Origin of the sequence: Priestia sp. LL-8 (assembly GCF_036227845.1) — a bacterium.
In the GTDB taxonomy this organism is placed as follows: domain Bacteria; phylum Bacillota; class Bacilli; order Bacillales; family Bacillaceae_H; genus Priestia; species Priestia zanthoxyli.
Genome location: NZ_JAZAQH010000001.1, coordinates 715924 through 728176 on the forward strand (window position 1 = coordinate 715924; position 12253 = coordinate 728176).

Here is a 12253-nt window from a genome sequence, read left to right on the forward strand (position 1 = left end):
TGTCTTTTAATGATTAAGGGAAATTTAGCACAACTTTATTTAAAAAAGGAATACCTTCCTGCCACTCTTCACTATAGAAAAAGCCTTCTAGAATAAACGAAGTCGTATCAGTGGAGAGAGGAATGACTACTTGAAAAGAGTCAAATAGTAATTTGCCTTTGGGCTTTAATACTGTTTGCTTAATGGGTTTAATCCAATATTCACCGTCATTTTGAATTTTTTCGTTCCATTTCGGATGAGCGTAGCGCCATTCTAAAGAAGAAGAGGGGATACTAGAAGCTTCAATATCTTTTTCATCAATGATCTTCCCGCTTAACATAGCAGAAGCAGTAGGCTTCATTTTTAAGCAAAGTGTTGGAGAGTATAAAGTACTGCTCGTTTGATTTTGAATAATTACGTTGCCGAACATCATCAGCTCGCTTTCATCTTGTTCTGGCAGCAGTATGGAATGTTGGAAGAAACAGAGGATATCGCTTTTTTCGAACCTTTCTATGGGTTTTTCTACAATCTTTTCAATTACTTTCTCCACGATTTTTTCTTCAATAACGGGCTGTTTCCTTGAAGCTTTTTCTCGAAACGCTTCGGCAATAATTTTTTGTTCGGAAAGCTCGTTTCTCAGTAGATCCAGTTCTTTTTCTAATTCTTCAATTTCTACTTCTTTTTCAGATGTAGAAAGCGTTTCAGCGTGTTTCTTTTTCCAAAACGATGTATTTTCTTTTTCTCGCTCTAAAGCTCGTTCATAGCTTTTTAGTTGGTTTTGTACGTGCCGAATTTCCGATTTATAGTGAATGAGCTTTTGTTTTAATTGAGTTAAATCATCTTTAGGGGAAGGGGAGTTACGACTCATCTAGTAGTCTCCTTTCCTGCTGAGCTATGAATTAATTTTGTAAACCTAAGCTGCCCACAGCAGTTTTATTTATATGTATGCACAAAGCTTGTAAACGATGAAAAAAGAGGAGAAATATTCTCCTCTGGCTTTTTGTCTTGTTAATCAAAGTCGTGATGGTCGAAGCCTGACTCTACGTCGTCTCCATCAAAATCATCGTGATGTGGTCTTCCAGGGAAAATAGCATCACATTGAGGTGGATATTCAATAGGTGAGCAGCTGCTTGTAGAAATGATTTCAGGGCGAGGGTAGCAGAAGCTTCCTTCTACTTCAACTTTAACATCTTTTTCAATTTGAACACTTAGGCATAACATAAGATCAAAGCTTAATTGCTGTAAGTGACAATCTGATAATCTGAGAGAACCGTCAGTTCCTTCAAAAGATTCAAGGTGGACAACAGGTTCTGTTCCTTCCGGGGCGCATAAATAGAATGTTTGATGTATTTTCCAAGGAATAACGCTAGATTCAACCTCATCGTGTTTGTGATGTCCATTCAATTCAATTAACTTAACTCGGTAAAAGCCGCTAATTGATAATTTTACTTCATGAAGAACAACAACTTCTCCATCTGGTAACACAATTTTTTTAGGTCTGCGACCACCGTGCGGCACAAGCTCAATCACGTTATCAAGTGCGTCTTCATCTGAAGGATCTACAGGGTGACCTTCACTATCTGTTAAAACAATTTCCACTTCTACGTCATGGCCTAAATCTTTAAGTGCTTCTTCTTCAAATAATGAAGTGTCGTTCGTAAAGATTTGTGGTAAAACAACTTGACGTCTAACCCAGTCGTACACTTTAGGTACGCGGATACATAATGATTCAAAAAGTTCTGCCATTTTTAAACCTCCTAATTGTAATTGTCCTTCCTTTACGCTTTTCGTTACTAGGTATCGGACTACTATAGTGTATGAATGACCTGCTTTTATGTTCCTTAGTAAAAGCGGAATTTATCGGAATAAATCCTAGTTGGAGCGAGCATAAAAAATGAAGGAAATAATAAACTCAATTACAGCATATTCATGTTAATAAAAAGTGTTATTCATCTTTAACTGATTTTTTAGAAGCTGTGGGTTATTTATAATGGAGGAGTGAAGGGCATGAGCGAGGAAAAAACAAAACAATATATTGCTTCATTGAAGTCGGAGTTGGCTTTTTATAAAGAAGAATATCAAAAATTCAAGCACCAAGAATTTGAATATGAAGATATTAAGGAAGAGTTATTGGAATTACAGCAAAAGCATGAAGAAGAAAAAAAGAAGCTAGAGGAAAAAATAGATTGGCTTAAAGCATGCGTCAATGAACAAAAATCAAAAAACGAACATTCCATTGTACAGTACAATCATCAAGCTCAAGGGACAATTCAAGAACTGCAAAATCGGCTGCGTGAAGTGACAGAGCAAAAGGGAGGAGAAAGACCGAGAGTGAGGAAACCAAAAAACAGCACGGATTTATTTTTGTCCCTGCAGCGCAAAATGGACAAATAAGATAGAACGTCTTTCTTTAGTCCTGAATATAATGTTATAGATAGGATGCTGTGAAAAGGAGGGAAACATGATGTATTATAATTATAATCCTAATCCTAATCAATACCCTCAGCCCCTGCCTTATCATCCACAACCAATGACAAAACAATCGGTGAAGAAAGGGCATGCTATTCCTAAGCCAGTCCAGTACCCTTCTCCAAAACAAGGTGGTTGCGGCTGCGGTTCAAAGTTACCAAAGCGATAAGCAATAGAAGCATTGTCACTCGGACAATGCTTTTTTACATGGAGTGGAGAGAGGTGTAGAGATGCCAGATTTTTTCGATGAATTTGAACGGTTTTTTGAACAGCATATGATGGGAGAACATCGAAAGAGAATGAAAAAAGTAGAAAAAGCAGAAAATCAGATGGAACAGCAAGAGAGGAAACTGCAGCAAAATGTAAAAAGACTTGATGAGCAAGATGCTGAAGATCCGTTTGGACAATGAAATTTAATGTACACAGTTGAAAAGCCCATACAAAATCATATTAGTGAACATACAGTATAGAGAGTAAAACAGAGGGGGTGTAATATTATGGGCTGCGGATTTGGCTACGGTGGTTGTGGTTACGGTGGTGGCTACGGCGGTGGTTTTGCGTTAATCGTTGTATTATTCATTCTATTAATTATTGTTGGTTGTGTTTGTTTTTACAATTAATCCCTTCTATGAATAAGGCACCGAAAAGTGCGGGTGAAGTTTCACTCGCATTTTATTTTTTTATTAAATGTAAAGGGCACCATCTAGGCACATGGTGCATACGATGAAGTATAAATAAAGGAGGTCATGCAAAATGGATAATAATATGTTTAAAAATATAGAAAAGAAAACAGGCGTTAATATGAAGGATATTTTTGAACTTGCGAATTCTGTACAAAATGCTAACTTTAAAGATGAGCAAACGGTACGTAATATTGTGAAGCGAGTAGCACAAATTGCGAATAAGCCAATTTCAAAACAAAAAGAGGAACAAATTGTTAAGGCGATTGCAAACAATAATCAATCCATTGATTTTGCGACGATCGCTAAAATGCTAAATGAGAAAAAATAATTTAATGTTTTTATATAAAGCCCTGACGTGTCAGGGCTTTTTTCCATTTATGCAATTTCATTTTTTTGAAATGCGTTAGAATCAAGATCAAACAGTTCCGGATGCTGTGCTAAGTAATTAATTTCTTTAATACGATGAGCGATAGGGGGGTGAGTTGAAGTAGCTTGATTCAACCACATAAAAAAACCTTTTTCCTGTGAGTGCGTACGAACAAATTCCTCCTGATTTACTTTTTTATTTAGGCAATGACCAACCGCAAGTATAGTGAGTGCTTGAGTGGCAGCTTTGGCATTACCAATCGCAACGGAAGCTATGCGATCACACGTATATTCACAGGCCCTAGAGTAAGCTTTTCCTAAAAAAGGAACCCAAAGAGCAGGTAGAATAAGTGAGTGGTAGAATGTATGCTTACGTTTAATATGAACTAATTCATGGGCAATAATAAAAGAAAGTTCTTTTTCTTGATTATCTTCAATCATTTCAACAATGTCGGAGTATAAAACGACAAAGTGACGTCCAAAAAAGCGTGTAGCAAACGCGTTTAACAAGCCGCCTGATTGAACAATATAAATATCGGGCAGCTCTAAATCCAGCTCTGAAGATAACTGTTTTGCCTGCTGATAAGTGTGCGGAAACTGCTTCTCTGTCAATCTAACCCCATCATTGCGAATTTGAGCAATAGAGAAACCGTGGAGTATAAATGTAATTAAAAAACCGATTACAAGGTAGATAATACCAACGAGCGAAATAATTAAAAACAAATAGGTTAATAAGCTGATAACCATACACAGAATGAAAAAAATCTTTTCATTTTCATGAATAAGCTTTGCGTTCAATAATGGAACCTCCTAAAATATAGTAGTACAGTACATAACGTAGTGTAACGCATCTATGTATGAATATCTACTTCTTAGTGGAATATTTGGTTAATAATAGATGTTGAGACGTAACGAAATCAATCCAATCAACAGCTAGAAGCAACTAAACATATTAAATCTACATTCACATGACAATAAAAAATACGAACCGTCAATCAATAATTCTGATTAACAGTTCGTACTTCAATTTAACTAAAATACTTTTATCCCAGCCTCTTTTTACTTTATACTTTTTTTATAAAAGACTTCAGGAACCTTGAAGGATAAGCGGTTTTACCTCTTCTAGTTTGAGGAACAGATAAATAAAGTGAATTCTGTGCACGCGTCATTGCTACATATAAAAGACGGCGTTCTTCTTGAAGCGGCACATCATCTCCGCCTCGATAAGCTTCGAGTGCATAATCATGAGGCAATCCTCCGTCTACGCTGCTCAGTACGTATACATGCTTATATTCAAGACCCTTTGCTCGGTGAATAGTGGTTAGCTGAATACTTTCATTAAATTGCTTGCTTAAAGCTTTCATCTCTGTGTTCATGGCAATCATATGATCCACATGCTCTAACAGTTCAGGTACGGTTTTGAATTTACGTGCTACAACTTTTAAATCCCGTACGTCATCCGAACCTTTTTCCATCATATTTCCTTCATTTCCGCGTTTTTTGACAAAATCATCGAATCCCATATCTTTAGAAATCGTTTCAAGTGCCAAAGAAGGAGACATTGATTTTAGCGACTTGAATAAAGGAATTACTTTCTTGAGCTTTTTTTGCTGAAACGGTTTTAAATCTTGAAGATATTCAAGCGCATCAATAAATGTACCATCATGAAGAATACTTGCTGCTTTTAAGTCGTTGACTGCTGTTTTCTTTAAAAAGAGTGCGTTTACTAAATCTTGAAGCGAACTTGCGTCATTTGGATTCACGCTTAAACGTAGAAATGAAAGTAAACTTCGAACCATTCGCCTTTTATAAAACGAATCCGCATCTTGTTCGATTGAAAATGGCAGGTTTGACTGCGATAAACGTTCAAAGATGGCGCGTGAAGAAGCGTGAGTTCGGTACAAGACTGCGAAGTCAGTTGGAGAAGCCCCTTGCTTAATCTTTTCTTTCATATCCGTTACAATCATTGTTGCTTCTTCTTCTTCGTCATATGGAAAGAAGAAGGTAGGTCGCAACTCATTATCAAACTGGGCAGCCATTTCTTTTTGTCGGCGCGCTGTATTTCGTGCAATGACTTTATTAGCGGAAGAAACGATGGCGTGAGCTGAACGATAATTTTGGTTTAACGTAATAACAGTTGTATTAGCAAAATCTTTTTCGAAATTTAAAATGAACGAAGGGTCGCTTCCGCGGAAAGCGTAAATTGATTGATCATCATCTCCTACGACACATAAGTTTTTAGAGTCTTCACTTAGCATTTTCATAATTTTATATTGAACTTTATTGATATCTTGAAATTCGTCAATTAAAAAATAGCGAAACCTTTTTTGATAACGAGTTAGTAAATCGGGATTTTGTTTTAGCATTTCATAACATCCATACAGCATGTCATCAAAATCGAATAGCTGTTTTTGCTTTTTGACTTCTTCATAGCGACGATATAAAAAGTGCACATCTTGTTCCCATTTGTCTTTTGGGCGAACATCTTTCACGCCAACAAGCGTGTTTTTCCAATAGCCGATTTGCTGAAGTGCCTGATCAAACGGGAAATCTTTTTCATCCACGTGGAGCTCTCTTGCTGCTTCTTTCACGATCTGTTCTTTTTGCCAATCCCATTTTAGCAGGCGATCCATTTGCCACGCTTGAGGATTGTGATGAACAATCATACGTAAGAAAATGCTGTGAAAAGTTCCAACTAGCATTTGACGAAGATGTAAGCCGGACATCTTTGGATATGTAGCCAATCGTTCTTTCATTTCTTTAGCTGATTTAGCCGTGAAAGTCACCAGCATAATAGATTTTGGATCAATTTGTTTTTCTTGTATCATATATGCGGTGCGCGCTGTTAATACACGCGTTTTTCCGCTTCCTGCACCGGCTAGAATAAGGAGCGGTCCTTCTGAATGTGTAACAGCTTTCCATTGGTTCGAATCTAATTCAATACCGCTCTCTTTAAATTCATTTAAATAAGGAGAGTCAGAGTGTTTAGGAACAGCTGGTTTTAAGCGAAAAGCAGGAACACTTGAAAAAGGTGCGGAAGACCTCCATGTCGCTTTCTCTTTTACAGTTGAACTTTTCTCACCGATAGCTCGTCCTTTAGGAATACGAAATCCATTGGTTTCTCTGTATTCAGCCGGATTTTCTTTTATTTGTTGTACAGCTGTTGTTTCTGATAGTGTGTCTGAACACTCTTCTCTTTCATGAGGAACTTGAGCATGATAAAAGTAAGGAGAATGCTCAATCCCCAGATATAATTTAACTGATTCTCCGCAGTGAGCACACGTCATTTCTCCTCGGAGACTAGCTTCATATAAATATTGAAATCGGTCTCTAGCCGTTATAGAAAGATTAAGTATCTGATTTTGATAAAGTGCACGTTGCAAAAAACATGGCCTCCTTTTTAAAACATGAACAATCAATAGTAAATAAGAGGGAGTTAAAGCAAGAAGCCGCTCTCGTTCTACATCGATATAGATGTGTGTATACGCACAGTTTTTGTTTTATAGTCAAAGTCTATCATATCAAAATCACCTTTTTTTAAAAAGAGCACGGATATTTTTGGAGGGATAGGATGTGAAAAAGGGTATATATTGAATAAGACCTCACATATGTTCAAAAAAGGCGGTATAGATACAAGGGGTCATCTGTTTTGAACAAGTCTAAAGCAGAGGGTTTAAGTGACCTGTTTCAATGTCGATACTTCTTGAGAAAAATACTGAGGTCTGGAAGTAGAATGTATCTTGAAAAAGAGGAGGGTTCATATGGGATATATACTGCCCGTCACGCCTTATCAATCTATTCAATATGCAAATCGCCTTCAAAAAAATAATGCTTCTTTTTCAAATCGTATTTGGCCTATTGAGAAAAAAAGCTTTGACGAAGAGTTTCAATCGCGTTCTCACTCACTGGAATTGACGCCAAGTTCAGTACAAAAGCGAAAAAAGCTTCAAGCAGCAGAGCGTGTATACAGCAAGCTGACAAATAAGGGCCTAGTGATTAATACACGGGTATAATAGAAAAAATCGTGAACGCAGCAGAATAAATGCGCTCACGATTTTTTCACAAAGTAATGAACAAGTAAAAAAACACCTTAGTAAGATTCAATAAAAAGTGTACGGCCCTGCTGCCATTCAGCATAAAGCACCTGTTTATAATCGGTAAATCCCTGTTTTTTCAACTGTGTCTTTAGCCAGTCTTCATCAAAGCCTGACTGAATTAAGTTTTTCAAAAGCAAACGTCCATCACTGACGAAGGCGATAGATAAAACAGGTTCAGAAGGAGGAAGCTGCAGATCGCTTCTTGTTGGCTTAGCATAATCAGATTTTGGCAATACGCTTAGTGATCCATCTGTTTCTAAAATCGCATATTCAACTTCACGAATGGAAAATATGTCTTTTGAACGCAACATATGAAGAAGCTGATCGATATCTAATCGATTTTTGCTAAGTTCTTTGTACGAAATTTTCCCTTTTCGAATAATAATAGATGGCCGTCCTTCTAAAAACAAACGCAGGCGAATATTTTTTTGAGTAATAACTTCGGTGACATAAATAAGCGCTCCCCAAAAGATAACAGCAAATAAAATTTTGCCTATTCCTACTTCTGAGTCATATAACGCATTTCCTACTAACTCTCCTAATACAAGAGCAGAGATAAAATCAAAAGTGGTAAGCTGAGTGATCGTCGCTCTGCCTAAAAATTTAGTTAAAATAAACAAGCAGATAAATCCGATAAAGAGTTCTAGTGCAATTCCGATAAGTTCATCCATATTTTCACCTAATTCACATGATTAGGTATTAGTATAAGCAAAGCAAAGGTTCTTATCCTTTAAAAAAGCAAAAACACCAGGTTCAATTCCTAGTGTTTTTTACTTAGTTTCTTTACCATCTCTACATGTGGAATTCCAGCATCCATAAACTCACCCGAAACCGTTACGTAGCCTAGCTTTTTATAAAATCCTTCCGCATGCGTTTGAGCATGCAGCTTAATCTTTTCAATCTCATGCTCCGCTGCGAGCTCTTCTAACTTATCCATCAAAAGCTTTCCTACACCGTCTTTTCGATAAGAAGAAAGAACGCAGATTCGTTCGGCTTTTCCATAGTCCTCTACCATACGGAAGCGTCCTGCACCAATTGGTGCAGTTCCTTTATATACAACTAAATGCAAGGCTTCGGAATCGTATTCATCGATTTCTTGCTCTACATCAACCTGCTGTTCTTCTACAAATACTTTTTGACGTACGAAGTAAGCATCAGAATGATCTTGTTTGTTCGTTAGTACTTTGATGTTCACGTATCTTATCCCTTTCCAAGACGAAATGTTTCAAACACAGTCCATGTTTCATTTTCAAGCTGGTACATTAAATGAAAGCGATCTACTGTTTCTTCATGAGCGACATCTACAAGCTTCAACTGGCTATACACATCTAAGTGCTCATCATCTGAAAGGCGTTGACCAATTGTAATATGCGGAATAAATGAATACTCAGTTGGCTGTTCGAGATTGCCTTCATGCAGTCTATTGTAAAGTGACGTCAGTTCTGGCTTTTGTTCCACTTTTAAGTAAATAACGTTATTGGCTGGTGAAAATGAGCTTACTTTCGTTACATTTAATGTAAATGGATTTGTTTCTTCGGCAATTTTACGCAAGTTAGCCGCAATTTCATCAATTTGGTCTTCTGTAGCTTCAAAGACTTCTTTTAATGTAAGATGAGGCGGAATTAATGAATAGTGAGAATCATAGCGCTTTCGATAAGAATTCGCTACATCTTGCAATTTTTTAGATGGAAAAAGTACAACGCCAAATTTCATAAAAAATCCCTCCAAAGTAAGATCATAAAATATGTATAAAGCGAGCTTATTATAACAAATTTTCAAAAAATATGATATCTTTCTACTTCAACATATATTGAAGCGACCGCTTTACGTCTTTTTGCCAGTATTTCCAGGTATGATTTCCATCAAATTCTTCGTAGAAAACAGAATATCTACGCTGCTTCATTTGTTCGTGCAACAGGCGGTTAGGCTCAATAAAATTCAATATACCGTCTTGTGTTGTTTTGACATCCGTTTCTTCCGTTCCAATAACATGATACAAATCCAGAAGTGAAGGAGAAGCAAATGAGTTGACCGTTTGTAATACAGCATCGTTCACGAAAGGAGAATGCATAATTACTTTCCCGAACGTGTGAGGATACGCAATGGCCGTCAGCAGTGAAACTGTAGCAGCAAGCGAATCACCAATTAGAACACGTGATTTTCCCATTTGATATGTAGGATATGTTTTATCCAAAAATGGCACAAGTTCATGTGCTAAAAAGCGAATGTAAGCATCTACCTGCTTTCCTTCTGGATGATACTTATCGCGTCTGTCTTCCACGCTTTTATATGGAATTCCAACAAAAATAGTACGATCGATTTCTGACTCGTTCATTAAATCATCGATTAAACGAGGTGTACGCCCGTACATAACATAATCTTTTCCGTCTTGGGCGATAAGTAGAGAATACTTATAGAGCGTAGAATAGTTTGACGGCAAATAGACTAGTAACGTAACATCTTCTTGTAGTGCGTCACTATAAAAAGAAATTTCTTCTAACTTCCGCTTACTTTCTGACATGAATAATCGACTCCTATGCATTTGAATGAAAGCGTTACCTTTATTGTAACACATTTTCTAATAACCGTTCTTTATTTTATTGTAACGAATTTTTTAGCGAATGACGAGAAAGAGGCATTCGCTAAAAAAGAGCCTGGGACATCACGAAATGAATTTCATCCAAATACGAACAATCTGGATATATAGTCTGGACAGCTTGCTCGACCGCAGTTGATTTCCGTGCAAGACTCCGCTTTCCGCAGGAGCCCTCCAATCAACTGCTAGAAGGAACGAAACAGATAAAATTTGCGTCCACTTTAACAAAAAAAACGAACCACTAATCAAACAGTTTGATTAATGATTCGTTTTTTACTTCGGCTACACTACTTTTGTCGAAGCCTCTTTTCGTTAATCTAATTTCTTCATCTTTTTAAACATATCTTTTTCTGCTTGAGTGGCTTTTTCTAGCGGCTTTTTCGTATATTCTTCTTCTTTTTCATCAATTGAAACCAATTCTGTTTCATTTTTTACATAACTTCGGATATTGCGAGCACCGAAATAGCCATTTACATCTTCTAAAATAGGCTTGTTTTCTTTTTGATCATAAAGAGTATATGAATTCTCTTCCTTAACGATAGCGTAGTGATTCCCAGCTAGAAGAGCTACGGCTTCTTTTTCGCTTTTTCCAAAAGTAGACATGAGAAACAGAACGATTAAGACGATAAAGAAAAGGGCTGTTGCGCCAATGAAAAATAATAATAAGCCTCTGCTAAATTTACTTTGTTTTTCTTCCACAGTAGACAAACCTCCTGATTAGATAATTTCATTATAGCAAGTAAATGTAATGAGCGCCTAAAGAGATATGTGACGAGTTTATGAACTCAGGCGGATGAACAAAAAAGGTTTTTAGCGCCTCTCATCGAATTTAGTATAAAGAGAGACAACAACTTGAAAAGGAGAGAGAGACATGACAGCGAAAAAAATCCCAACGAGCAAAGAAGTAGCAAAGGCAACATTTGATTTGCTGCAAGAGCGTGGCGTAACAGTTTTGGATATTGCTGAAATTGTGTATGATTTACAGCTTCCTTATCATCCAGCCCTAACCATTCAGGAATGCGCTGAAAGCGTAGAAAGAGTACTGCAAAAGAGAGAAATTCAGCATGCGCTTCTAGTTGGAATCGAACTTGATAAGTTAGCTGAGCAAAATAAATTATCAGAACCTCTTCAAAGTATTGTAGAACAAGACGAAGGGTTGTTTGGTGTTGATGAAACGATTGCTTTAGGTGCCGTTTTAACCTATGGCAGTATCGCTGTTACGACCTTTGGCTATTTAGATAAAGTAAAAGTAGGCATTATTGAAAAGCTGGACTGCAAAAAAGAAAAAGGAGTTAATACCTTTTTAGATGATTTGGTAGCGAGCGTAGCTTCTAGTGCGGCAAGTCGTTTAGCTCACCGTCAGCGTGATGAACAAGAACAGCTGCAAGAAGGAAATCCAGCTACGTAATAAATTTCTTTTAGTATGTATACAAGCTGCGTAAATTAACACGTCGAAATGATTTAGTCTTTTATTTGCATAACGGAGACTAGGCACGTATCACCTACGTGCCTAGTCTCCGTTAATGGAACAATTTATGGCTGTAGTGAAGTAGTCATAAGGTAGCTTAAGTTTTTCAGTCCAAGACTTTCATAAAAAGCACGTGCTTTTTCATTAAATGCCCATACGGTAAGCTGGAGATCATTTGCTCCTTTTTGTACAGCCCACTGTTTTGTAGCAGAAAAAAGACCTTTTCCTACGCCGTAATTTTGAAAGCCTTTTTTTACACCAAAATATTGGATGTATGCTGTGTAGGAAAGAGGAGCTAATGTAGTGGGAGGGTTATATTTTAATTCAACAACAGAAGCCCCAATAATTTGATTCCGATATTGAGCTACAAGAATATCAATGGTTGCATAATAAAGAGTAGCTTGATATTGTTCAGGAGATAAAACAGCCATTTGATTATCAAACATAGAAGGAAGCGCATTTGCGTGGAGTTCTAGTGATTCCCCTAATATTTTATTCACTTCTGCATACTCATCTAGTTTTGCAGTGCGATAGATAATATCCATACACACTTCACCTACTTTTTAAAAGTTGTGCTTTATCATATGTAGCAACT

The 12253-nt window shown here is 37.0% G+C and carries 17 protein-coding genes; 7 read left to right on the forward strand and 10 right to left on the reverse strand.

The window, feature by feature from the left end:
* Positions 1-13: 13 nt before the first annotated feature.
* Both U9R83_RS03765 and U9R83_RS03770 read right to left on the reverse strand, forming a co-directional pair.
* Complete coding sequence (locus tag U9R83_RS03765; RefSeq protein ID WP_014461559.1) at positions 14-847, reverse strand: hypothetical protein; 834 nt, start codon at positions 845-847, stop codon at positions 14-16.
* 140 nt (positions 848-987) lie between these two features.
* Positions 988-1725 (reverse strand): hypothetical protein, encoded by a 738-nt coding sequence (locus U9R83_RS03770; RefSeq protein ID WP_208732728.1) that lies wholly within the window; start codon positions 1723-1725, stop codon positions 988-990.
* 261 nt (positions 1726-1986) lie between these two features.
* Here U9R83_RS03770 and U9R83_RS03775 point away from each other — a divergent pair, with 261 nt between their 5' ends.
* The 5 genes from U9R83_RS03775 (at position 1987) to U9R83_RS03795 (ending at position 3459) form a co-directional block, all read left to right on the forward strand.
* The gene (locus U9R83_RS03775) at positions 1987-2373 is read left to right on the forward strand and encodes a hypothetical protein (RefSeq protein WP_208732727.1); all 387 of its coding nucleotides are present in this window, start codon (positions 1987-1989) and stop codon (positions 2371-2373) included.
* A gap of 67 nt (positions 2374-2440) precedes the next feature.
* Positions 2441-2617, forward strand: a complete 177-nt coding sequence (locus tag U9R83_RS03780) for a hypothetical protein (RefSeq protein WP_181903686.1) — start codon at positions 2441-2443, stop codon at positions 2615-2617.
* Positions 2618-2678: 61 nt separating this feature from the next.
* On the forward strand, positions 2679-2858 hold the full coding sequence (locus U9R83_RS03785; protein WP_243550254.1) for a hypothetical protein: 180 nt from the start codon (positions 2679-2681) through the stop codon (positions 2856-2858).
* A gap of 87 nt (positions 2859-2945) precedes the next feature.
* Positions 2946-3068: a YjcZ family sporulation protein gene (locus U9R83_RS03790; protein WP_013055448.1), complete on the forward strand. Its 123-nt coding sequence runs from the start codon at positions 2946-2948 to the stop codon at positions 3066-3068.
* Positions 3069-3201: 133 nt separating this feature from the next.
* Positions 3202-3459: a stage VI sporulation protein F gene (locus U9R83_RS03795; RefSeq protein ID WP_013055449.1), complete on the forward strand. Its 258-nt coding sequence runs from the start codon at positions 3202-3204 to the stop codon at positions 3457-3459.
* Between the two features lie 47 nt (positions 3460-3506).
* Here U9R83_RS03795 and U9R83_RS03800 read toward each other — a convergent pair whose 3' ends face one another.
* Positions 3507-4295 carry a M48 family metallopeptidase gene (locus U9R83_RS03800; RefSeq protein ID WP_243550256.1) on the reverse strand — a complete coding sequence of 263 codons (789 nt, stop codon included), beginning with the start codon at positions 4293-4295 and terminating at the stop codon, positions 3507-3509.
* Positions 4296-4561: 266 nt separating this feature from the next.
* The gene (locus U9R83_RS03805) at positions 4562-6880 is read right to left on the reverse strand and encodes an ATP-dependent helicase (protein WP_115653076.1); all 2319 of its coding nucleotides are present in this window, start codon (positions 6878-6880) and stop codon (positions 4562-4564) included.
* Between the two features lie 378 nt (positions 6881-7258).
* On the opposite strand from U9R83_RS03805, the gene U9R83_RS03810 reads away from it, so the two are divergent.
* Positions 7259-7510 carry a hypothetical protein gene (locus U9R83_RS03810; protein ID WP_014461552.1) on the forward strand — a complete coding sequence of 84 codons (252 nt, stop codon included), beginning with the start codon at positions 7259-7261 and terminating at the stop codon, positions 7508-7510.
* A 77-nt stretch (positions 7511-7587) separates the two neighbouring features.
* Here the strand turns inward: U9R83_RS03810 and U9R83_RS03815 are convergent, their stop codons facing one another.
* The 5 genes from U9R83_RS03815 to U9R83_RS03835 all read right to left on the reverse strand — a co-directional run bounded on the left by U9R83_RS03815 (position 7588) and on the right by U9R83_RS03835 (position 10889).
* Positions 7588-8265: a DUF421 domain-containing protein gene (locus tag U9R83_RS03815; RefSeq protein ID WP_014461551.1), complete on the reverse strand. Its 678-nt coding sequence runs from the start codon at positions 8263-8265 to the stop codon at positions 7588-7590.
* 89 nt (positions 8266-8354) lie between these two features.
* Positions 8355-8789 carry a GNAT family N-acetyltransferase gene (locus U9R83_RS03820; RefSeq protein WP_013055454.1) on the reverse strand — a complete coding sequence of 145 codons (435 nt, stop codon included), beginning with the start codon at positions 8787-8789 and terminating at the stop codon, positions 8355-8357.
* 5 nt (positions 8790-8794) lie between these two features.
* Positions 8795-9307 carry a YjcG family protein gene (locus U9R83_RS03825; RefSeq protein WP_014461550.1) on the reverse strand — a complete coding sequence of 171 codons (513 nt, stop codon included), beginning with the start codon at positions 9305-9307 and terminating at the stop codon, positions 8795-8797.
* An 82-nt stretch (positions 9308-9389) separates the two neighbouring features.
* The gene (locus U9R83_RS03830) at positions 9390-10115 is read right to left on the reverse strand and encodes an alpha/beta hydrolase (RefSeq protein ID WP_243550258.1); all 726 of its coding nucleotides are present in this window, start codon (positions 10113-10115) and stop codon (positions 9390-9392) included.
* 387 nt (positions 10116-10502) lie between these two features.
* Complete coding sequence (locus U9R83_RS03835) at positions 10503-10889, reverse strand: hypothetical protein (RefSeq protein ID WP_014461547.1); 387 nt, start codon at positions 10887-10889, stop codon at positions 10503-10505.
* Positions 10890-11061: 172 nt separating this feature from the next.
* On the opposite strand from U9R83_RS03835, the gene U9R83_RS03840 reads away from it, so the two are divergent.
* Positions 11062-11598, forward strand: a complete 537-nt coding sequence (locus U9R83_RS03840; RefSeq protein ID WP_014461546.1) for a phosphatidylglycerophosphatase A family protein — start codon at positions 11062-11064, stop codon at positions 11596-11598.
* Positions 11599-11723: 125 nt separating this feature from the next.
* On the opposite strand, the gene U9R83_RS03845 is transcribed toward U9R83_RS03840, so the two are convergent.
* Positions 11724-12203 carry a GNAT family N-acetyltransferase gene (locus U9R83_RS03845; protein ID WP_014461545.1) on the reverse strand — a complete coding sequence of 160 codons (480 nt, stop codon included), beginning with the start codon at positions 12201-12203 and terminating at the stop codon, positions 11724-11726.
* Positions 12204-12253: the final 50 nt, after the last annotated feature.

Excerpts from the sequence above, each read along its gene's own strand:
- U9R83_RS03765 (WP_014461559.1), bottom strand. The coding sequence starts at position 847 with ATGAGTCGTAACTCCCCTTCCCCTAAAGATGATTTAACTCAATTAAAA.
- U9R83_RS03770 (WP_208732728.1), bottom strand. The coding sequence starts at position 1,725 with ATGGCAGAACTTTTTGAATCATTATGTATCCGCGTACCTAAAGTGTAC.
- U9R83_RS03775 (WP_208732727.1), top strand. The coding sequence starts at position 1,987 with ATGAGCGAGGAAAAAACAAAACAATATATTGCTTCATTGAAGTCGGAG.
- U9R83_RS03780 (WP_181903686.1), top strand. The coding sequence starts at position 2,441 with ATGATGTATTATAATTATAATCCTAATCCTAATCAATACCCTCAGCCC.
- U9R83_RS03785 (WP_243550254.1), top strand. The coding sequence starts at position 2,679 with ATGCCAGATTTTTTCGATGAATTTGAACGGTTTTTTGAACAGCATATG.
- U9R83_RS03790 (WP_013055448.1), top strand. The coding sequence starts at position 2,946 with ATGGGCTGCGGATTTGGCTACGGTGGTTGTGGTTACGGTGGTGGCTAC.
- U9R83_RS03795 (WP_013055449.1), top strand. The coding sequence starts at position 3,202 with ATGGATAATAATATGTTTAAAAATATAGAAAAGAAAACAGGCGTTAAT.
- U9R83_RS03810 (WP_014461552.1), top strand. The coding sequence starts at position 7,259 with ATGGGATATATACTGCCCGTCACGCCTTATCAATCTATTCAATATGCA.
- U9R83_RS03815 (WP_014461551.1), bottom strand. The coding sequence starts at position 8,265 with ATGGATGAACTTATCGGAATTGCACTAGAACTCTTTATCGGATTTATC.
- U9R83_RS03825 (WP_014461550.1), bottom strand. The coding sequence starts at position 9,307 with ATGAAATTTGGCGTTGTACTTTTTCCATCTAAAAAATTGCAAGATGTA.
- U9R83_RS03830 (WP_243550258.1), bottom strand. The coding sequence starts at position 10,115 with ATGTCAGAAAGTAAGCGGAAGTTAGAAGAAATTTCTTTTTATAGTGAC.
- U9R83_RS03840 (WP_014461546.1), top strand. The coding sequence starts at position 11,062 with ATGACAGCGAAAAAAATCCCAACGAGCAAAGAAGTAGCAAAGGCAACA.
- U9R83_RS03845 (WP_014461545.1), bottom strand. The coding sequence starts at position 12,203 with ATGGATATTATCTATCGCACTGCAAAACTAGATGAGTATGCAGAAGTG.